Source organism: Cellulosimicrobium sp. G4 BAM 1002 (assembly GCF_057126935.1).
In genome coordinates, this window is record NZ_CP182109.1 from 2,598,489 (window position 1) to 2,618,960 (window position 20,472).

The 20,472-nt window shown below is 73.6% G+C and carries 15 protein-coding genes and 1 tRNA gene; 9 read left to right on the plus strand and 7 right to left on the minus strand.

Annotated features, from left to right (window positions below):
- Positions 1-759: 759 nt before the first annotated feature.
- Complete coding sequence (locus ACMXGY_RS11760; RefSeq protein ID WP_483773176.1) at positions 760-2,496, minus strand: multicopper oxidase family protein; 1,737 nt, start codon at positions 2,494-2,496, stop codon at positions 760-762.
- A 198-nt stretch (positions 2,497-2,694) separates the two neighbouring features.
- Entirely contained in the window at positions 2,695-3,186 is a 492-nt protein-coding gene (locus tag ACMXGY_RS11765; RefSeq protein ID WP_483773177.1) for a hypothetical protein, read from the minus strand.
- 166 nt (positions 3,187-3,352) lie between these two features.
- Between ACMXGY_RS11765 and ACMXGY_RS11770 the strand changes: the two genes are divergently transcribed.
- Together ACMXGY_RS11770 and ACMXGY_RS11775 are read left to right on the plus strand one after the other, a co-directional pair.
- A complete protein-coding gene (locus ACMXGY_RS11770) occupies positions 3,353-4,666 on the plus strand; it encodes a sensor histidine kinase (protein WP_483773178.1) in 1,314 nt (437 codons plus the stop codon).
- A complete protein-coding gene (locus tag ACMXGY_RS11775; protein ID WP_483773179.1) occupies positions 4,663-5,385 on the plus strand; it encodes a response regulator in 723 nt (240 codons plus the stop codon). The genes ACMXGY_RS11770 and ACMXGY_RS11775 overlap by 4 nt, the downstream gene beginning before the upstream one ends.
- A 36-nt stretch (positions 5,386-5,421) precedes the next feature.
- Here the strand turns inward: ACMXGY_RS11775 and ACMXGY_RS11780 are convergent, their stop codons facing one another.
- From ACMXGY_RS11780 to ald, 3 genes are all read right to left on the minus strand, one after another.
- Positions 5,422-7,563 (minus strand): M3 family metallopeptidase, encoded by a 2,142-nt coding sequence (locus ACMXGY_RS11780; protein ID WP_483773180.1) that lies wholly within the window; start codon positions 7,561-7,563, stop codon positions 5,422-5,424.
- Between the two features lie 90 nt (positions 7,564-7,653).
- Complete coding sequence (locus ACMXGY_RS11785; protein WP_483773181.1) at positions 7,654-8,289, minus strand: GNAT family N-acetyltransferase; 636 nt, start codon at positions 8,287-8,289, stop codon at positions 7,654-7,656.
- Between the two features lie 17 nt (positions 8,290-8,306).
- Entirely contained in the window at positions 8,307-9,422 is a 1,116-nt protein-coding gene (gene ald / locus ACMXGY_RS11790; RefSeq protein WP_483773182.1) for an alanine dehydrogenase, read from the minus strand.
- A 103-nt stretch (positions 9,423-9,525) separates the two neighbouring features.
- Here ald and ACMXGY_RS11795 point away from each other — a divergent pair, with 103 nt between their 5' ends.
- Positions 9,526-9,828 (plus strand): DUF1905 domain-containing protein, encoded by a 303-nt coding sequence (locus tag ACMXGY_RS11795; RefSeq protein WP_483773183.1) that lies wholly within the window; start codon positions 9,526-9,528, stop codon positions 9,826-9,828.
- Between the two features lie 31 nt (positions 9,829-9,859).
- On the opposite strand, the gene ACMXGY_RS11800 is transcribed toward ACMXGY_RS11795, so the two are convergent.
- Complete coding sequence (locus tag ACMXGY_RS11800; RefSeq protein WP_483773184.1) at positions 9,860-11,158, minus strand: AI-2E family transporter; 1,299 nt, start codon at positions 11,156-11,158, stop codon at positions 9,860-9,862.
- A 194-nt stretch (positions 11,159-11,352) separates the two neighbouring features.
- Here ACMXGY_RS11800 and ACMXGY_RS11805 point away from each other — a divergent pair.
- From ACMXGY_RS11805 to ACMXGY_RS11825, 5 genes are all read left to right on the plus strand, one after another.
- Positions 11,353-11,437: transfer RNA gene (locus tag ACMXGY_RS11805), tRNA-Leu, on the plus strand.
- Between the two features lie 277 nt (positions 11,438-11,714).
- Positions 11,715-15,611 (plus strand): PQQ-dependent sugar dehydrogenase, encoded by a 3,897-nt coding sequence (locus ACMXGY_RS11810; protein WP_483773185.1) that lies wholly within the window; start codon positions 11,715-11,717, stop codon positions 15,609-15,611.
- Positions 15,612-15,755: 144 nt separating this feature from the next.
- On the plus strand, positions 15,756-16,211 hold the full coding sequence (locus ACMXGY_RS11815; protein WP_483773186.1) for a hypothetical protein: 456 nt from the start codon (positions 15,756-15,758) through the stop codon (positions 16,209-16,211).
- Positions 16,212-16,317: 106 nt separating this feature from the next.
- Positions 16,318-16,980 (plus strand): DUF6766 family protein, encoded by a 663-nt coding sequence (locus ACMXGY_RS11820; RefSeq protein ID WP_483776857.1) that lies wholly within the window; start codon positions 16,318-16,320, stop codon positions 16,978-16,980.
- 99 nt (positions 16,981-17,079) lie between these two features.
- A complete protein-coding gene (locus tag ACMXGY_RS11825; protein ID WP_483773187.1) occupies positions 17,080-17,751 on the plus strand; it encodes a PAS and ANTAR domain-containing protein in 672 nt (223 codons plus the stop codon).
- Here ACMXGY_RS11825 and ACMXGY_RS11830 read toward each other — a convergent pair.
- Positions 17,739-18,878: an FUSC family protein gene (locus tag ACMXGY_RS11830; protein ID WP_483773188.1), complete on the minus strand. Its 1,140-nt coding sequence runs from the start codon at positions 18,876-18,878 to the stop codon at positions 17,739-17,741. The two genes, ACMXGY_RS11825 and ACMXGY_RS11830, sit on opposite strands and share 13 nt — an antisense overlap.
- 201 nt (positions 18,879-19,079) lie before the next feature.
- Here ACMXGY_RS11830 and ACMXGY_RS11835 point away from each other — a divergent pair, with 201 nt between their 5' ends.
- Positions 19,080-20,471 (plus strand): extracellular solute-binding protein, encoded by a 1,392-nt coding sequence (locus ACMXGY_RS11835; protein ID WP_483773189.1) that lies wholly within the window; start codon positions 19,080-19,082, stop codon positions 20,469-20,471.
- Position 20,472 lies beyond the last annotated feature (1 nt).

Sequence of the window (20,472 nt, forward strand, 5' to 3'; positions counted from 1 at the left end):
GGGGCGGCGTCGGTGCTCGGGCTCGGTCGGGCGGGTCGTGGTCGGGTCCGCGTGCGGGGCGGCGTCGGTGCTCGGGCTGTCCGCGCCGTCGCCCTGGTCCGTCGGGCGGGGGCTTCAGGAGCGCGGCCTTGACGCTCTTCGCATCCGACGCCGCCCCACCCGCTCAGCCGTCACGTCACCCTGGGCGGTGCCCCGGGTCTGCCGAGGTAGAGCCGAGGTCCCGCGAGGTAGAGCCGTGGTTACGCGAGGTAGAGCCCTGGTCGCGCGAGGTAGCGGCGTGGTCCACCTCGGTAGAGCCGTGGTCGGCCGGTCAGGGGGTGGTCACGCGCCGAACACGACATCAGTGTCGTTATCCGGGCCGTGGCGACACTCAGGCCGTGCTCGACCGCGAGCAACGTCGTGCTCGACGACGCGGGGCTCGGGCGTCAGCCGCACGGCGCGACGGCGAGACGGCGAGACGGCGAGACGGCGAGACGGCGGAATGCTGGCCCTGCGGGCCGTCGGCCCGCGTGAGCGAGGACCAGGGGTGGGACGAAGCCGGGAGGGGTGGGTGGGGGCGCCGCGTCGTGGTCGGGCCTGGCGGGAGCGCCGCGAGGAACGAGCGGCGCGGATGGTAGACGCGGCGCCCCCACCCACCCCGACACCCAAGCCGACCCACCGCCGTCCGACACGACCACAGTTCTACCTCGCGCGACCAGAGTTCTACTTCGGCGAACCACGGTTCTACCTCGTGCAACCACGGTTCTACCTCGGCGGTGGTCAGTGGTCGGTCCGGTGGGCTCCGGCTTCGGGGTGAGGGCGGCGGGGGCCGGTGCCGTCGCCCGGGGCGTCGGACGCGTCGCCGCGGTCGGCGTCGTGGTCCGAGTCGTGGTCGAGATGCGCACCGCCGTCGGGCACGTCGATGCGCGACGGCGCCTGCTCACCCGGGGCGACCACGACGAGCTGCCCCATCATGCCGCGGTCCTCGTGCGTGAGCAGGTGGCAGTGGAACATGTAGGGCGTGCTCGGGTCGGTCGTGCCCTCGGCGGCGTCGAACCGCACGAGCAGGCGCGTGACGTGCCCGGGCTCGACGTACACGGTGTCCTGCCAGCCCTGCAGGTCCGGGCCGGGGGGCGACCCGGCGACGTCGAGGACGCGGAACTGGACGTCGTGCACGTGGAAGTTGTGCGGGGTGTCGTCGAGCCCGGTCACCTCCCAGACCTCCGTCTCGCCGACGGTGACGACCTCGTCGATCCGGGACATGTCCATCGACTTCCCGTTGATCGACGTCCCGGCGAGCTGGAAGCGGCGTGTGCGCACGGCGTCGGACGCGTCCGGCTCGTCGGCCCCGGCGTCGACGAGCTCGGCGGGCACGGCCGGGCTCGGCGCGAGGTCGTGGGCGGCGCGCAGCTCGAGCAGGTCGAGGGTGTCGTCGCCGCCGGAGAACCGCTCGAACAGGGGGTTCACGCCGAGGTCGGGCGGGAAGCTGCGCAGGACCGCGCGCTGTCCGGGCGTCATGGTCACGACGACCTCGGCGCGGTCGCCCGGGGAGAGCCGGACCCGGTCGACGGTCTGCGGCTCGGCGAGCAGCCCGCCGTCGGTCCCGACGAGCTGGACCGTCCCGCCGTCGGCGAGGCCGACGTCGTAGACCCGCGAGTCGGAGCCGTTGAGCAGGCGCAGGCGCACGCGCTCGGTCGTCACGTCGAGGTACGGGCCGGGCGTGCCGTTGACGAGGACTCGGTCTCCGAGGGGCCCCACGGGCGAGAGGAAGCTCACCGTGTCCTTGAGCCGACCGTCGGCGTGGAAGCTCTTGTCCTGGATGATCAGCGGGACGTCGTCGACGCCGTACTCGTGCGGCAGGTCAGCGGCCGGGCCGTCGGCGCTGGCCGGGTCGTCGAGCAGGAACATCCCCGCGAGCCCGCGGTACACCTGGCCCGCCGTCCGGCCGTGCAGGTGCGGGTGGTACCAGAGCGTCGCCGCCGGCTGGTCGATCGTCCACGTGGGCGACCACGTCTCGCCGGGCTCCACCATCTGGTGGGGGCCGCCGTCCATCGCGGGCGGCAGGTGCATGCCGTGCCAGTGGATCGTCGTGGTCTCGTCGAGCGCGTTCGTCACGTCGACGCGGACCCGCTCGCCGCGCGTCGCGCGCAGCGTCGGGCCGAGGTAGTCACCGTTGAGCCCGAGCGTCGGCGTCGGCTCGGCCGCGCCGAGGTCGGCGACGCCGTCCCGTGCCTCGAGCTCGAAGACCCGGACGCCGTCCTCCACCCGGGACTCGGCGAGCGGCGGGACCACGAGAGGCCGGGTGAACTCGACGGCGCCGGCGGTGCTCGTCGCGGCGCGCGCCCACGCGACGCCCACCACGGCGACGATCGCGCCGACGAACAGGACGGCGACGAGCCCGAGGACGAGCAGGACGCGAGCGAGCGGGCTGCGGCGGCGGCGAGGCGGGACCGGGGGGGCGCCGGGCGGCATGGTCGGGACGGGGGCCGGGGGCACGGTGGGTGGCTGGTAGGTCATCGGGGTTCTCCAGGGTGGACGCCGGCGGCCGGCGTGGTGCGGGTCGACGGCGGTCCTCGAACGGAACGAGGCGATGCCGTCGACGCTAGGGACCGGTCGGTGCCGGGAGCGTCCGCACGGAAGCGTACGCGTCCCCGGAACCGACCCTGAGCGCGCCCGGGCACCGCTCGGGGTGGCGCCGAGAGCGGGCGGCAGAGGTCAGCGGCGGGCGGCGAGGAGGCCGTGGGCGACCAGCCCGGCGAGCGCACCCCACGCCGCGTTGGTGAGCAGCATCGGGACGACGGCCCAGGGACGGGCGACGGGTCCCTGGAGCTCCCCGGTGAGGATCGGTGACAGGACGGCGCTGATGACGAGCGCCAGGACGCCGTAGGCGAGCCCGACGGCGGTCCCGGTCGCGAGCGGGGCGGCCGGCCGCGCGACGACGATCGCGACGACCCACACGACCGTGAGGACGAGCGTGGTCAGGAGCGGGGCGGCGGGCCGCCCGATCGCCTCGTCGATCCCGGTGACGCTCAGGAGCGGACGCACGAGCGCGAGCGCCCCGAGCCCGAGGACGAGGGGCCAGCTCAGCGAGCGGACGGTCCCCGAGAACGTGCGCCGCTCGGGCGGGACCGACGGTGTGGGGCCCGGCTGCGGTGCGGGTGTCGGCGGCGTCGGGTGCAGGTGCTCGGGCTCGGGTGTCGAGTGCATGGCGTCGACGCTAGGGAGCGACGCGGGGCCGACGCGTCCGCCCCGACGCGTCACCTGGTGCGTCGGTCCTCGGCCCGCGCGTACGCGTCTCGACGTACACGACCCTGACCGGGCACCGTCCCTCGGCGGACGCGTGAGCGGCGGCGGGTTCCTAGACTCCGGAGGTGTGACGCCTCCCGACCACGTGCCGACCCGGCCGCCGACCGTCCGCACATCCCGCGCGGCGCCGCCGGCGTGGCTCGTCGACGCGCTCCTCGGCTTTGCGGTGTTCGACGTCCTCGCGTTCGCCATCGCGGCCGACGTCGGCGGCTCGTCCGCCGACCCGTGGGTCGCCTACCCGATCGCGCTCGTGCTCGGTCTGCTCGTGCTCGGCCGTCGGCGGTTCCCGGTCGGGGTCCTCGTGGCGACGGCGCTCGTCATCTGCGGGTACTACACGCTGGACCTGCCGGCGATCGGCCTCGCCCTGCCCGTCTCGGTCGCCCTCTACTCCGCCGCGGTCGCCGGACGGCTCGCCTGGGCCGTGGGCGTCGCCGCGGCGCTCGTCGTCGTCTCGACCTACTTCCGCCTCGCCGAGGGCGACGACGTCCGGTACGTCTTCGGGTACGAGCTCGCGACCACGGTCGCCCTCATGGCCGCGGCCGTCGCGCTCGGCCACGGGTCCTTCGTGCGGCGCCAGCGCGACGAGCAGCGCGGGCACGCCGACGCGCTGCGCGAGCAGACCCGGGAGCTCGAGGCCGCCGACCGTGTCGCGCGCGACCGGGAGGCCGTCGCGCGCGACCTGCACGACGTCGTCGGGCACCATCTGGCCGTCGTGTCCCTGCACGCGAACGTCGCGCGCGAGGCGCTCGACGACCTGGGTGCCGCGCGTCCCGACGAGCCCGGCGCCGCGCTCGCGACGGCGCGGGCGGAGCTCGACCTCGTCCGGACGGCGACGACGGCTGCCCTCGCCGACCTGCGCGCCACGGTGCGCGCGCTGCGGGGGTCGTCCGGGGCGGTCGGGATCGCGGACCAGGCCCGCCTCGACCGCCTCGACGACCTCGCCGGCACAGCCCGGGCGGCCGGGCTCGACGTCAGGCTCGACGTCGACCTCCCGGCCACGGTCGACGCCGGGAGCGCTGCGAGCGCCGCGGTGTACCGCGTGGTCCAGGAGGGTCTGACGAACGTGCTGCGGCACGCCGAGGCGCGTCGCGCCGTCGTGAACGTCGCGCTGGATCCGAGCCTCGGGGCGATCGAGGTGGAGGTGCGCGACGACGGTCGCGGTGCGTCGGGTCCGTCGGGCGACGACGGGTTCGGGCTGCGCGGGCTGCGGGAGCGCGTCGCGGTGCTCGGGGGCGTGGTCACGTCCCACGTGCCCGACGACGGCGGCTTCCTCCTGCGCGCCGTGGTGCCGGTCGGTGCGGCACCAGCGCCCGACGGCCCGACCGCGGTCGCCGCCCCACCCGCGCCGCCGGCGTCGGGCGACCGTCGGGGCGGCTCGTGATCCGCGTCGTGCTGGTCGACGACCAGCCCCTCGTCCGGACGGGGATCCGCGCGCTGCTGGAGCGCGCGGACGACATCGAGGTGGTCGGCGAGGCGGCGGACGGTCGCGACGGCGTCGCGCTCGTGCGCCGGGCGCGGCCCGACGTCGTCCTCATGGACCTGCAGATGCCCGTGCTCGACGGGATCGCGGCCACGCGTCAGGTCGTCGACGGTGCTGCGATCCCCGGCCCTGCGGTCCCGGACGCTGCGACGAGCGAGGACGACCGCCCGTCCGGTCCGCGCGTCGTCGTCCTCACGACGTTCGACGACGACGCCAACCTGTTCGCCGCGCTGCGCGCCGGGGCCAGCGGGTTCCTGCTCAAGGACGCGAGCCCCGAGGAGCTGCGCTCGGCCGTGCGGACCGCCGCCGCCGGAGATGCGCTGCTCTCCCCCTCGGTGACCTCGCGCGTCGTGGCGCAGGCGGTGAGCGCGGGCCGGCGCGACGACGCACTCACGGCGGAGGTGGCCGGGCGGCTCACGGACCGCGAGCGCGAGGTGCTCGCGCACGTCGGCCGCGGCCTGACGAACGACGAGATCGGGGCCACGCTGTTCATGAGCCCCGCCACGGCGCGAACGCACGTGGGCCGGATCCTCGCCAAGCTCGGGGTGCGGGACCGGGCCGGCCTCGTCGTCGTCGCGTACGAGACCGGCCTGGTCCGCCCGGGTGAGCCGCCGAGGTAGAGCCCGGTACCCAGGTTGTCCCTCGGCGGCCTCGGGTCAGGCGTCGAGGCCGCGGCGCGCGAGGAGCGGGGCGATGTCGGCGTCACGCCCGCGCAGCTCTCGGAACGACTGCAGCGGGTCCTGCGATCCGCCGCGCGCGAGCAGGACGCGACGGAAGCGCTCGCCGTTCTCGCGCGTGAGGCCGCCGTTCTCGCGGTACCACTCGACGGTGTCGGCGTCGAGCACCTCGGACCAGATGTACGAGTAGTAGCCGGCCGAGTAGCCGCCGCCGAACACGTGGTTGTAGTACGTCGTGCGGTAGCGCGGCGGGACGGGGGCGAACGCGACGCCAGCGGCGTCGAGCGCGGCGGCCTCGAACGGCACGACGTCCGCCTCGGACGACGGCACGCCGTCGGGGCCGACCTGGTGCCACGCCTGGTCGAGCAGCGCCGCAGCGAGGTACTCGGTGGTCCCGAAGCCCTCGTTGAACTGGCGCGACGCGAGCATCGTGTCGACCCACTCGGCGGGCATCGGCTCGCCCGTCTCGTGGTGCACGGCGTACGACCGCAGGACCGACGGCTCCCAGGCCCACATCTCGTTGACCTGCGACGGGTACTCGACGAAGTCGCGCGGCACCTCGGTGCCCGACTGCGACGGGTAGCGCACGTCGGAGAACAGTCCGTGCAGCGCGTGGCCGAACTCGTGGAACAGCGTGATGACCTCGTCCCAGACGAGCAGCGTGGGCTGGCCCGCCGGGGGCTTGACGATGTTGAGGTTGTTCACGACGACCGGCTTCTGGCCGAGGAGGTCGTTCTGGTCGACGAGGTTGTTCATCCATGCCCCGCCGCGCTTGGACTCGCGCGTGTACCAGTCGGAGAGGAACAGGCCCAGGCCCTTGCCCGGCTCGCCGGGGGTCTCGGCGTCGAAGACCTCGAAGACGCGCACGTCCGGGTGGTAGCCGACGAGGTCGTGGCGCTCGGCGAACGAGACGCCGAACAGCCGGTTCGCGGCCAGGAACACGCCGTCGTGGACGACGCGCTCGAGCTCGAGGTAGGGGCGCAGCAGCGCGTCGTCGAGCGCGTAGCGGTCCTTGCGGACGCGCTCGGCGTAGTACGACCAGTCCGACGCGCGCAGCGTCGCGCCCGGCTCGTCCGCCTGGAGCGCGGCCTCGAGGTCGGCCGCCTCGCGTCGCGCGTTCGCGACCGCCGCGGGGGCGAGGCGCGCGAGCATCGCGTTCACGGCCTCGGTCGTCTTCGCGGTCGCGTCCTCCGCGACGTACGCGGCGTGGTGCTCGTAGCCGAGCAGTCGCGCGCGCTCGGCGCGCAAGCGGACCGTCTCGAGGACGATCTCGCGCGTGTCGTGGTCGTCGCCGGACGCGCCGCGCGACTCCGAGGCCTGCTGCACGCGCTCGCGCACGTCACGACGCGCGAGCGACGCGAGGACGCCCTGCTGGGTCGGGAGCTGCATCTCGAGCAGCCACGCGCCGTCGTGCCCGCGCGAGGCCGCTGCCGCTGCGGCACCCGCGACGGCGTCCTCGGGCAGGCCATCGAGCTCGGCGCGGTCCGTGACGAGCACGCTCGCCGCGTTGGCCCCGGCGAGCAGCTTGCGACCGAACGCGGCCTCGAGGGTCGTGAGCCGGCCGTTGAGCTCGCGCAGGCGCTCCTGCTGGTCGCCGTCGAGCTCGACGCCCGAGCGGCGGAACCGGACGAGCAGCGTGTGCAGCAGCCACGCGGCGTCGGGCTCGAGAGCCTGCTCCCCCGCGTCCACGGCGTCCTGCAGCGCGCGGGCGCGCGCGTACAGGCGCGCGTCCATGTAGATGGCGTCGTGGTGCGCCGCGAGCTCGGGCGCGAACTCCTCCTCGATCTGCTCGAGCCCCGGCGTCGCGTCGGCGGAGAGCTGGTTGTAGAACGCGTTGAGGACGCGCGCGAGGTCGCGACCCGAGCGCTCGAGCGCGTCGAGCAGGTTCGCGGCCGTCACGGGCGCGGGATCGGCCGCGATCGCCTCGACCGATGCGCGCTGCGCCGCCGTCGCGGCGCGCAGGGCCGGGAGGTAGTGCTCCTCACGGATCGCGTCGTAGTCGGGCAGCTCGTACGGGAGCGCCGACGGCGCCGCGAACGGGTTGGCGGCGTCGAGGTCGAGGAAGGCCGGCACGGTGGTGGGCGCGGGCGCGTCGGTGCGCGTCGTGGGCTCGGAGGTCATGGTGCCCATCTTGACCCCGCGAGCGGGTGCGACGGAAACGCATTCGCCCGTGCCGGATACCGGGGCCGGCGACCCGGGCGGCGCCGCACGTCAGGCGGCGGTGCCCGACTGCGGCGCGTCACCCGCCCAGGGCTCGTTCGGCTCGCGCGGATCTCCGGGAAGGAGGGTGCCGAGCCACGCGTCGCGGCGCTCGCCGCGCTGGAGCGCGAAACCGCGCACCATGCCCTCGACGCGGAACCCGAGCCGCCAGGCGACGCGACGCGAGGGCCAGTTGCCGACGTACGCCTGCCAGAACAGGCGCGCGAGCCCACCGCCCTCGGGATCGAACGCCCAGTCGACGGCAAGCCGGCCGGCCGCCGTCATGAGGCCCCGGCCGCGTGCCTCCGGCGCGATCCAGTACCCGATCTCCGCCGACCGCTGCCCCTCGGGTGCGTTGTCGAGGCTCAGGCCGACCATGCCGACGAGTCGGCCGACGCCGTCGGCTCCGGGGATCCCCGCCGGACCGACGCTCTCGCGCACGCCCCACGTGAGCACGTCACCCCGATCCCAGCCGGGTCCGACGAACTCGGAGACGAACTGCTCCGCGTCGTCGCGCGCGTAGGGCGCGGGCACGACCGTCCACTCCGCGACCGCGGGGTCCTGGCACGCGGCCGTGATCGCGTCGACGTCGTCGGCGGTCGGGGTGGACAGGTGGACACGGCCGTCGTCGAGCGCGAAGGGGTGCACCCGCCGATCCTGCCACGTCAGGTGCGCAAGGCGTCGTCCGCGTGCGTCCACGGCAGGTCGAGCGCCGCGGCCACGGCCTCGTTGAGCAGCGCGCCGTCGTGCGTCGAGGCACCTGAGCGGAGGAGCGGGACGTCGCGCACGGCGTCGACGCCGCCGTCCGCGAGCGCGGCAAGGTGGGGCAGCGTCGCGCTCGTCAGGGCGAGCGTGCTCGTCACCGGCACGGCGCCCGGCATGTTCGCGACGCAGTAGAAGGTCGTGCCGTGCACGGCGAACGTCGGGTCGTCGTGCGTCGTCGGCCGCGACCCCTCGAAGCACCCGCCCTGGTCGACGGCGACGTCGACCAGCACCGCTCCGGGGCGCATGCGTGAGACGAGGTCGTCGGTCACGAGGCGCGGTGCGCGCGCCCCGGCGACCAGCACCGCCCCGACGACGAGGTCCGCCTCCAGCAGCTCGCGCTCGATCGCGTAGGCGCTCGACGCGACGGTCCGCACGTGGCCCGCGAACTCCTGGTCGACCGCGCGCAGCACCGGGAGCGAGAGGTCGACGATCGTCACCTCCGCGCGCATGCCGACGGCGATCTCGGCCGCGTGGCGCCCCACCGTCCCGCCACCCAGCACGACGACGCGCCCCGGGCGCGTGCCGGGCACCCCGCCGAGCAGGACGCCGCGACCGCCCGCGGGCCGCTGCAGGAGCCACGCGCCGACCTGGGTCGCCATGCGGCCGGCGACCTCGCTCATGGGTGCGAGCAGCGGGAGCGACCCGTCGGGGGCCTGCATGGTCTCGTACGCGACCGACGTCGTGCCCGCGTCCAGGAGCGCCTGGGTCCCCGCACGGTCCGCCGCGAGGTGGAGGTAGGCGAACAGCAGCAGGTCCTTGCGCAGGAACGAGTACTCGCTCGCGACAGGCTCCTTGACCTTGCACACGAGCTCCGCCTCGCCCCACACGTCCTCGGCGGTCGCGACGACCCGGGCGCCGGCGTCCTCGTACTCGGCGTCGGGGAGGTGGGAGCCGTCGCCGGCCCCCGACTGGACGAGCACGTCGTGCCCGGCCCGCACGAGGTGGTGGGCGCCGGCAGGGGTGAGCGCGACGCGGTCCTCGTGGTTCTTGACCTCGGTGGGTATGCCGATCCTCATGGTCCAGTGTGGGCGCAGCACACCGACCCGCGCAGGACGGCAGCGCGAGAATCCTCGTCGCGGAGCGTTCCCTGGGCCGCGGCCCTCCGCTACGGTCGACGGCATGCCCACGTGGACCGATCCCGGACCGCTGGAGTTCGACGCCGTCGTGACCGCGGCAGGCACGAGGTCCGGGGCGTTCGTCGCCCTGCCGTACGACGTGGCAGAGCTGTTCGGGACGCGGGGCCGGGTGCCTGTCGTGGCCGACGTCGACGGAGTGGCGTACCACGCGTCGCTCGTCGCGTACGACGGACCGCACCTCCTCGCGGTCCTGCGCTCCGTCCGCGACGCCACGGGCAAGGGCGTCGGCGACGCGGTGCACGTGTCGCTGCGCCTCGCCGCCGACGTGTCGGCCGTCCCCCGCTGAGCCGCCGCCTCGACGGGGCGGCTCGCGCGGGTCAGCCCGCGGCGTCCTCCGTGGCCCCGCCTCGCGGCGAGCCGACGCCGACGTCTCCGAGCGCGATCTCCTTCGCCGTCGGGATGTCCTCCTCCATGGGCGGGTCCTTGTGGCGCAGCTTGGAGAAGACGGCCCAGGCGACCGCGACGAGCGGCACGGAGACGACGGCGCCGAGGATGCCGGCGACGAGCGTGCCCGCGGTCACGGCGAGGGCGACGACGAGCGGGTGCAACGACACCTGCGCGCCCATGATCAGCGGCTGCAGGATGTGCCCCTCGAACTGCCCGATGAGCGCGATCCCGATGGTCACGATGAGCGCGGTGACGATGCCGTCGGCGGCGAGCGCGACCACCGCCGCGATGATCATGGCGAGCGGCGCGCCGATGATCGGGATGAACGCACCGATGAACACGAGGACGGCCAGCGGTGCGGCGAGCGGCACCCCGAGGATCGCGAGCAGGATGCCCGCGAGGATGCCGTCGACGAGCGCGATGATCACCGTGCCGCGCGCGTAGCCCGAGAACGTGTACCACCCGGCCCCACCGGCGATCTTCCAGCTGTCGCGCGACCGCGCGGGGAGCTGGTTGAGGAACCACGTCCACAGGTCCTTGCCACGCGCCAGGAAGAACACCGTGCAGAAGATCGCGAGCGCGATCGCGGCGAAGGCCTCGAACACGGAGCCGGCGCTCGCGGCGGCCTGGCTGGCGATGTCTCCCCCGTGCTCGCTGAGCCACTGCCGCCCGTTGTCGATCCAGCCGTTGACGTCGTCCGCGGTGATGGTCACGGGCAGCGGCCCGTTCTCGAGGAAGTCGAGGATCTCCTCGATCCCGTCGCTGAACTCCCCCGCGAGCTTCTCCCACTGCCCGGCGACGGAGGAGATGACGTAGGTGAGCAGGCCGGCGATGAAGAGCAACGCCGAGAGGATCGCGAGAGCGGTCGCGAGGCCGCGCGGCATGATCCGCGCGTAGAAGTCCGTGACGGGACGCAGCACGGACGAGATGACGAGCGCGAGGAACACCGCGACGAACACGAGCTGGATCTGCGCGGTCGCGTAGACGATGAGCGCGACCGCCGCGACGATGAGGAGCAGCCGCCAGGACCACCCGGCGGTGGTCCGCAGCCAGGACGGGACCGTGTCGTCGTAACCGACCACCGACGGGTTGCGCCTCGCCCCGGCGACCTTGCGCGCCGCGCTCGAGGCGCCTGCGAGGTGCTTGACCGACGCCGCCGAGCGGTCCGACCCGGAGCCCGGTCGGGGCGTGGGAGTCGTGCTTCCGGCGGGGCGCTGCTCGTCCGTCACGCGCGTCTCCGTCCGTTCGTGGCCATCATCCGCCCAGTGTGCCCCAGGACGTCCCTGTTCGCCGGGCACCCCTGGCCGGGAGCGGCCGCCCGTCACGCTCCGTTCGTCCGGCGGTCGCGATTCCTGGACACCGCCCGAAGCGTGCTATGTTTTTCCCCGCACCGGAACGGCGGAAACGCCGGGATGGTCCACTCGTCCGGGTGGCGGAATGGCAGACGCGCTAGCTTGAGGTGCTAGTGCCCTTTATCGGGCGTGGGGGTTCAAGTCCCCCTCCGGACACTCGTTGAGACAGCGACGACGAAGCGGGTCCAGGGAAACCTGGGCCCGCTTCGTCGTTCCTGCACCCCCGCGTTGCCGCCGGGCCGACCACCCGCACCGGTGCGGCCCGCGGCGCGTCGCGCCCCCATCCCTTGACAGTTGGAAAGCCCTTTCCTAGCCTGCAGGAGTCGTGCACGAGGACGTGCTCTCGACAGGACGGGAGAACCGCACCAGCGGCCGACGGCCGCGACGCCCTCGCACACCCCCACGCACCGTCCGACGAACAGTGGAGCAGACAATGACGTCTACGCAGTCGGGTCGCCGAGGGAGAGCGGTTCTCGCCCTCTCCCTCGCGACCGTCCTGGGAGGGACCCTCCTCGTCCCACCGGCCGCCGCCGAGGTGGCGGCCGAGGAGTTCACCGAGATCCTCAGCTTCGAGACCTACGAGCGGACCGCTCTCAACGGCCAGGACGGCTGGTCGACGTCCGCGGCGGCCACCGTCGTCGCCGACCCCCTCAACGCGAACAACCAGGTCCTCGAGATGGTCGGCGGCGGGCAGCGCGCCCACCGTGCGGTCCCGGGGATCGCCGACGGCGCCACAGGGACCGTGTTCTTCCGCTTCATGCGGACCGGGAGCGTCGACACGTCGTTCGGCATCACCGACGTGGACGCGCCGTCCGACTACGTGAACAGCCGCGCCTACGTGAACAACCAGAACAACGACGTCATGCTCGTGCGCGACGGCGGCGGTTTCAAGCCCGCCGGCGTCTGGTCCCGCGACACGTGGCAGTGCGTCTGGATCGTCGCCGACAACGCGGCCGACAAGGTCAGCGTCTACAGCCAGGGCGGCCCGTACGAGGCGATCACGCGCCTGCCCGAGGGCACGGAGCAGCAGTTCGGGTTCCGCCAGGGCGTCACGACCGCGCTCGACCGGTTCTTCTGGATCAACGGCGCGAGCAGCGCCGGGCGGCTCATGCTCGACGACGTCGCGGTCGACGCCTCGGGGCAGAACCTCGCCGTCCCGACCGGCAACCCGGCCGACTGCGCCGCAGGCGGGACGACGCCGAGCGAACCGCTGCTCAACCCGCTGCCCGACCCCACGCCCTCGACGCTGGGCATCGAGGTGACCGAGCTCGCCCAGCTGCCGGAGTCCCACACGACGCCGGCGACGCAGGACCAGCGCCTCGTCCGCCACAACCGCATCACGCACCTGGACGAGATCCCCGACGGCTCGGGCCGCCTCATGGTCCCCGACAACAACGAGGTGCTCTACACCGTCGACAAGGACACGGGCGCGTACGTGCCCTACCTCAACGTCCGGGACCAGTTCCTCGACAACTTCCACAACAGCGCCGGCCTCGGCACAGGTCTCGGCTCCGCCGAGTTCCACCCCGACTTCGCCGAGAACGGCCTGTTCTACACGGTGCACACCGAGGGCGGCACGGCGCTGACCGGGGACACCCCCGACTTCCCCGCCTATGGCAACACGCAGTTCCACAGCGTCGTCACCGAGTGGAAGGCGACCGACCCGTCGGCCGAGGTCTTCGAGGGCACGAGCCGCGAGGTCCTGCGCGTGCCGTTCGCCGGCCGCGTCCACACCGTGCAGCAGATCGCGTTCAACCCCACCGTCTCCGAGGGCGACGCCGACTACGGCAACCTCTACGTGCTGGTGGGCGACGGCGGCAACGGCGTCGGCAACGGCAACCCGCAGAACCTCGCGACCCCGCAGGGCAAGGTCCTCCGCATCGACCCGCTCGGCGACGACAGCGCCAACGGGCGGTACGGGATCCCCGCGGACAACCCGTTCCTCGGCACCGCGGGCGCGCTCCCCGAGATCTACGCCGTCGGCCTGCGCGACCCGCACCGGATCAGCTGGGACCCCGAGGGCGACCACACGATGTACCTCGGCCACATCGGCGAGTGGCAGGTCGAGTCGGTCTACGCCGTCGAGCCGGGTGACAACTTCGGCTGGTCCGTGCGCGAGGGCCCGTTCCTGGCGGACAACCGGCAGATCTTCCCCCTGCCGGCGGACGACGCCGACAACGGCTTCACCTACCCCGTGGCGGCGTACGACCACAACCGCGACCCCGGCCAGACCGGTGACGCGGGCGTCGCGCTCAACGGCGGCTTCGTCTACCGCGGCGACATCCCCGAGCTGCAGGGCCGCTACCTCTTCACCGACCTGGTGCGCGGCTGGGTCCTCGCCACCGAGCAGGACGAGATGGTCCGCAGCGACGGCGACCTCGCCGACCTCGCGGAGATCGAGCACCTGCGCGTCTTCGCCGACGGCGAGGAGACGACGTTCCAGGAGCTGGTCGGCGACCAGCGCGTCGACCTGCGCTTCGGCTCCGACGCCGACGGAGAGCTCTACCTGGTCGCCAAGGCGAACGGGAAGATCTGGAAGGTCACCGGCGCCCGGCGCGTCACCGCGTCGTCGCCGTTCGCCCTCCCGGAGCTCGCGCCGAACCTTGTGGCGCACTACGACTTCGACCACGCCGTCCCGGGAGCTCCGACCTTCGAGGCGGACCAGGGCTGGTCGGGGACGAACATCGAGCTCGTCAACGGCGGCGTCGAGATGCGCGTGGCGGACCGGGCCTACCCGGGCGCGCGCGAGGCGCTGCAGACCCAGCAGATGAGCCCGGCCACGTCGTCGAACGACGACTGGAAGGCCGGCGTCTACGATCCCGAGGGCGTCGACTCGCTCGGCGCCTTCGCGGGCGCCGAGGAGATCTCCGTCATGGGCTGGTTCAAGCCGACCGGCGAGCACCCGGCCCTCAACTCCGGTACCGCGAACCCCGACGACCGCTACAACGCGATCGGGCTCGCCGGCGTCCTCACGGGCACGTCGGACGGCCACGCGGTGCGCGCGCTCCTCGAGGTCATCACCGTGAACGGCGAGCTCAAGCTCGTCGCGCTCGGCCGCCGGGTCGACGGCGCGGGGTCCTGGACGTTCGCGGCCGACCTGCCGTGGGACCAGATCCTCGAGCGGAACCGCTGGGTCCACCTCGCGGCGACGTTCGACTTCGCGGGCGGCGAGATGAAGCTCTACATGAACGGCGAGGAGCTCGCGGGGCAGTACACGGCGTCCAACCCGTGGGGCGCCGGCGCCACGTCCCCGTCCGACCCGGCCGGGATCAAGATCGGCGGCAGCTTCCCGCAGGACACGCGCGAGGCGAACCCGTTCCACGGACGCATGGACGACCTCATGTTCCTCGACGTCGTCCCGACGCCCGAGCAGATCGCGGCCCAGTACGCGCTGTTCGGCGCCGAGCCCGTGGAGCCGCCCGCTCCGCCGTCGTGCGCTCCCGCGGGCGAGCCGATCACCGACGTCATGGCGGCCGAGCACTGGGCGCCGCGGACGCCGGCGAAGTGGCAGTTCCCGGGCGACGCCGTCGTCCTCGCCGAGGCCGGCGACAACCCGAACGACGGCATCCGTCGACCGTTCGAGTACGCCGTCCTCACCGAGGGGCCCGAGCTCGGCTCGTTCGCGCTCGATGCCGAGGTGAGGCTCGACGCCCCGGCGTCGGTGAACAACCGCGACGTCATCGTCGTGTTCGGCTGGCAGTCGGACACGCAGTACTACTACGCCCACCTCTCGCAGGACAACACGATCTACGCCCACAACGGCATCTTCAAGGTCGACGGCAAGGACCGGGAGCGGATCGACGACCAGTGGGACGGCGCGGTCGGCGCACCTCCCGCGGTCACCGACGAGGAGTGGCACGACGTGCGCGTCGTGCGGTGCGCGGACAGCGGCGACGTCGCGGTCTACGTCGACGGGCTCGACACCCCGCTGCTCACGGCGAACGACACGACGTTCGGCGAGGGCCGGGTGGGCTTCGGCTCGTTCGACAACACCGGCAGCCTGCGAAACCTCGTCGTCACGCCGGCGCAGGAGGCGGCCGCGATCGAACTCGACGTCGCGGTCTCCCCGCGCTGCCTCGCCGGCAAGGCGTACCTCGCCGTCGCGGCGACGAACGCGTCCGACGTCACCGCCGACGTGACGCTCACGACCGCGTACGGGACCCGGACGGTCACCGACGTCGCGCCCGGCGCCGCCGCGTACCAGTCGTTCGCGGCGCGGGCGCAGTCGTTCGAGGCGGGGTCCGTCACCGTCTCCGCGACGGCCACGGTCGACGGCGGGGAGGTGACCTCGGAAGTGGTCGTGGACCACGCGGCGCACGCCTGCGGCTAGCTGCCCGTGCACCCGGTGCGGTGACGCCCGGACGGGCCCGGCCTCCTTGGGGCCGGGCCCGTTCCCGTTGCGACGGACCGTCGAGCGACGAGGATGAGACGCACGTCCGAGTTGCACCCGTGGAATTTCGCGAGGGAGCGGTCGATGGATCTGCAGGGCAGGATGGCCAGGGCGCCGTGGAGACGCCGCCTCCCCGCGATGCCGTGGCTCGTCGCCGCGACGGTCGCCGTCGCCGGGTGCGCCGGCCCCGACGCCACGGACGCGACCGATGCCGTCACGGCCTTCACGCAGGCTCTCGACGAGGGTGACGGCAGCGCCGCGTGCGCGCTCCTGCTCCCGGACGCCGCGGACTCGCTCGAGCAGGACACGGGCGAGCCGTGCGCCCAGGCGGTGGTCGACCCGGACGGACCGTTCGGGGAGACGATCGGCGCACCGGGCGCCGCCGACGTCGCGGACGTGCACGTCGCCGGCCGCCAGGCCCAGGTCGTGACCGGCGCCGACACCTACTTCCTCGCGCTCTCCGGCGACGGCTGGGTGCTCACGGCCGCGGTGTGCGAGGCGCGGGCGGACCGTCCGTACGACTGCGAGGTGGAGGCATGAGGACACCACGACTGATGTTCTGGCTCACGCTCCTGCTCGTCGCTGCCGGCCTCGTCACGACCTTCGTCCTCGCGGCGGTGCACCGGTGAGCGCCGTGACCCGCGGGATGCGCGCCAGCTCGCTGAGCATCTTCTTCGGGCTCGCCTTCCTGGCGTCGCTCGTCGGACAGGCCGTCAGCGGCGTCGCCGTGTTCAACTCCGACCAGCGCGCGGCCGGGCTCGACCCGGTGACGATCGGCCAGTACGTCACGTCCTCGGCGTTCTGGGTCGACGTGACCGAGAACTGGCAGTCGGAGTACCTGCAGTTCCTCCTCTTCATCACCGCGACCGTGTGGTTCGTGCAGCGGGGGTCGCCGGAGTCGAAGAAGCTCGAGGACGCCGGCCGCGAGAGCGACGAGCAGCAGAAGGTGGGCGAGCACGCCGACGAGCGATCGCCCGCCTGGGCCAAGGCGCGGGGCTGGCGCCTGACCCTCTACTCCCGGTCCCTGTCCCTCGTGATGGGCGCGATCTTCCTCGCGTCGTGGGCGGCGCAGTCCGCGGCCGGCGCGGTGGCGTTCAGCGAGGAGCGGATGCGCGATCTGCAGGACCCCGCCCCGTGGACCGAGTACCTCACGATGCCCGACTTCTGGAGCCGCACGCTGCAGAACTGGCAGTCCGAGATGCTCGCCGTGCTCAGCATGGTGGTCCTGGCGATCTACCTGCGCGAGCGCGGGTCCCCGGAGTCCAAGCCGGTGGGTTCGGCCCACGAGACGACGGGCGTCGAGGGCTGAGCGCACGAAACCCTGTTGCGGGTGAACCGTCTCGCGCTATGGTCGAAGCACCCGAGTCTGGACCTGGCTCACGACCTCCAAGTGTCGATGGAGATGACCATGTCCGTAGATGACCACTCGACCGAGTCGGCACTCGCTCGCGGCACGAAGCAGTCGATCGGGCAGTACCGGTTCGAGATCGGCACAGGGGCGTGGTGGTGGTCGCCCCAGACCTTCCGCATGCACGGCTTCGAGCCGGGCGAGGTGGTCCCGACCACGGCGCTCGTGCTCGCGCACAAGCACCCTGACGACCGCGACGGGTTCCGGGCCGTCCTCGACCTGGCGCGGCAGTCCGGCGAGCCGTTCTCGAGCGTCCACCGGATCATGGACGCGCACGGCAAGGAGCGGTGCCTCGTCGTCATCGGCCAGGGCCGGCGCGACCGCGACTCCGGCGAGCTCGTCGAGCTCCTCGGCTACTTCGTCGACGTGACGCAGGCGGTCGCCGCCCAGGCCCAGAACCGCGCGCAGCGCGACATCGAGGCGGCGGCACAGAACCGTGGGGCGATCGAGCAGGCCAAGGGCATGGTCGCCATGATCTACGGCGTCGACCCGGACGACGCCTTCGCGCTGCTGCGGCGCGCGTCCAACGACCGCAACGTGCCGCTGCGCGAGCTGGCACGCCAGGTCGTGGCCGAGGGCATCGGTGACCGTGCGGACGGCGGCAGCGCCGTCGCGACGCTCCTGGGTCCGCTGGTCGAGCACCGCGGCGCCGCCGACCGTCACGCGCGCTGAGCGAGAGCCGTCACGCCGCGCCGCAGCGCGAGCACGATCGCCCCGGCCACGAAGTAGTCCTCGTCCACCTCGCGCCGGGCCTCGCGCACGGCCCGGCGCAGGTCCTCCGCCCTCCCGGACAGATCGTGCAGCGCCCCCGGGTCGGCGCCCTCGGTACCGACGGACCGCACCGCCGCGGAGTACGCGTGCAGCGCGCGCGCCGCGACGGGTCGCAGCCGCGAGCCGAGGGCGACGTCGTCCCGCCCCGCCTGCTCCCACTCCACGAGGAGGCGGACGAGCTCGCCCACGACCTCCGCCGACGTCTCCAGCGCGCCGGCGCGCTGCACCTGGGAGACCGCCCAGTCGCGGTGCCGCCGCAGCCGGACGTTGGCACGCGCGGCCTCACGCGTGCGGGCCACGGCGTCTCGTGCCCGGGTCAGCGTCGGGTCCACCTCGTGGCGCCGCTCGTCCCACTCCTCCGGCAGGGGTGGCCGGTCGCCCTCGAGGCCGTCGGCGAGCGCGTCGAGCTGCTCGACGAGCGTGTCGCGCAGCCCGTCGAGCGCCTCCTCCGTGGGCGTGAGCGGCAGCGGCGGTGCGACGAGGTTGACGCCGATGCCGATGAGCGCACCGACGACCAGGAGCCCGGCGTAGGCCCCGACGAACTCGACCTTCTCCGCGTTGCCGATGACCAGCACGAACAGCGCGGACGTCACCGCCCACGTCCCCATGTCGCCGAGCCGGTGCCACCCCGCGCACGCGAGAGCCAGCCCCACGACGAGCGCGACCGACACGGCGCTCGGCGCCAGCACGAGGTCGACGCCGCGCGCGATCGCGGCACCCAGCAGGAGCGCCACGACGGCCTGCGCGGACTCGCGGACCGAGCGAGCGAGCGTGCTCGTCGTGGCGACCACCGCGCCCAGCGGGGCGTAGTACGGGTACTCCGAGAACGGTGCCGGCGCGAGCACGCCCACGTACCAGGCGAGCGCCGCCGCGACCGCGCCCTTGACCGCGAGCGACCACCGCGGGTGGCGCACCCACTGCCGGTGCGCGGCGGCGACGGCCCGGCGCGCACGCAGCGCCGCTCGCCCGGTCCGGCCCCCGTCGTCGCCCAAGGGCGTGGTCCCGCTCGCTCCGTCGTGCCGTGTCACGGTCACGAGCGTCACCCGCCCGGCACTCTCGCGCACCCCCACCCGCCGCTGCCCACCTCGGGAACCGCTTCGACGTGTGAGCTCGCGGAGCCGGTGCTTCACTGACGGCGTCGGTGCAGAACCCCGCCGACGCCGTCGAGCACGCGGTGGCGTCGCCGACCCCGGCGACCGCCTCCACGATTCCCACGAGGAGGCCGAGAGATGGAACGACGACGCGGTACCGGTGCCGCACGGATCGGTGGCGCGGTCGCGCTCGCCCTCGGACTCGCCGCGTGCGCGCAGGGCACGGGGGACGACGCGGGGGACGTCGACTTCTCGGCGGACGAGTCGCCGTCGGGCGAGCTCGCGGTGATGGGCTTCGGCACGGGCGACGAGATCGGCGAGGTCCGGTACGACCGGGCCGTGGAGGAGCTCGGCGACGTCGACGTGCGGCTCTCCGAGGGCGAGCTCGACATCCAGGCCTTCCTGTCGGCGGTCGCGTCGGGCAACCCGCCCGACCTGGTGTACGCCAACCGCGACCAGATCGGCACCTTCGCGTCGCGCGACGCGATCCTCCCCCTCGACGAGTGCATCGAGGCCGAGGGCGTGGACATGGACGCGTTCGTCGACCCGGCGGTCGAGCAGGTGACGTTCGACGGGAGCGTCTACGGCATCCCCGAGTTCAACCAGGTCCAGGTGACGATGGCGAACGCCGACCTGCTCTCCGCGGCGGGCCTGAGCATCGAGGACGTGAACGGCTCCGACCGCGACGCGATCACCGCGGCGAACGAGGCGCTGATGCGCGCCGACGGCGGCACCCTGACCGTCATCGGGTTCGACGCGAAGCTGCCCGAGTTCCTGCCGCTGTGGGCCAAGTCGGTGGGGGCGGACCTGCTGTCCGAGGACGGGCGCACCGCGCAGCTCGGCAGCCCGGAGGTCGTCGAGTCCCTCGAGTGGGCCGTCGGCATCTACGACGCGCAGGGCGGTTTCCCGGCCGTCAAGACCTACCGCGACTCCGCCGACTTCTTCGGTGCCGGCAACCAGTTCGCGACGGGGGTGCTCGGCGCGATGCCCATGGAGCAGTGGTACATCAACGTGCTCAACGAGTCGTCGCCGGACGCGCCCATGGCGTTCGACGCCGTGCGCACCCCGGACGGCGACCCGATCGCCTTCGCCTCCGGCTCCGCGTGGGCCGTGCCGCGTGGCAGCGAGAACCCCGCGGCCGCCTGCCGGTTCGCGCGCCTCATGACGGAGACGGACGCGTGGGTGGCGGCGGCCCAGGCCCGCGCCGATGCGCGCGAGCAGGACGGCCTCGTGTTCACGGGCGTGCTCACCGGCAACGAGGAGGCCGACGAGCAGATCCGCGACGAGCTCGTGCCCGACGACGCCCCGCAGCCGTGGCAGGACGCGATCGACGCGATGTACGAGGCGAACGACGCGACGTTCGCGCTCCCGGCGAACCCTGCGGACAACGAGTTCGAGACCGCGTGGCAGGACGCGGTGAACCGCGTCCTCAACGGTCAGCAGGAACCGGCCGAGGCGATGGCACAGGCGCAGGAGGAGGCACAGAAAGCGCTCGACGACGCGTGGGCCCAGTGGGACGAGGAGGACTGAC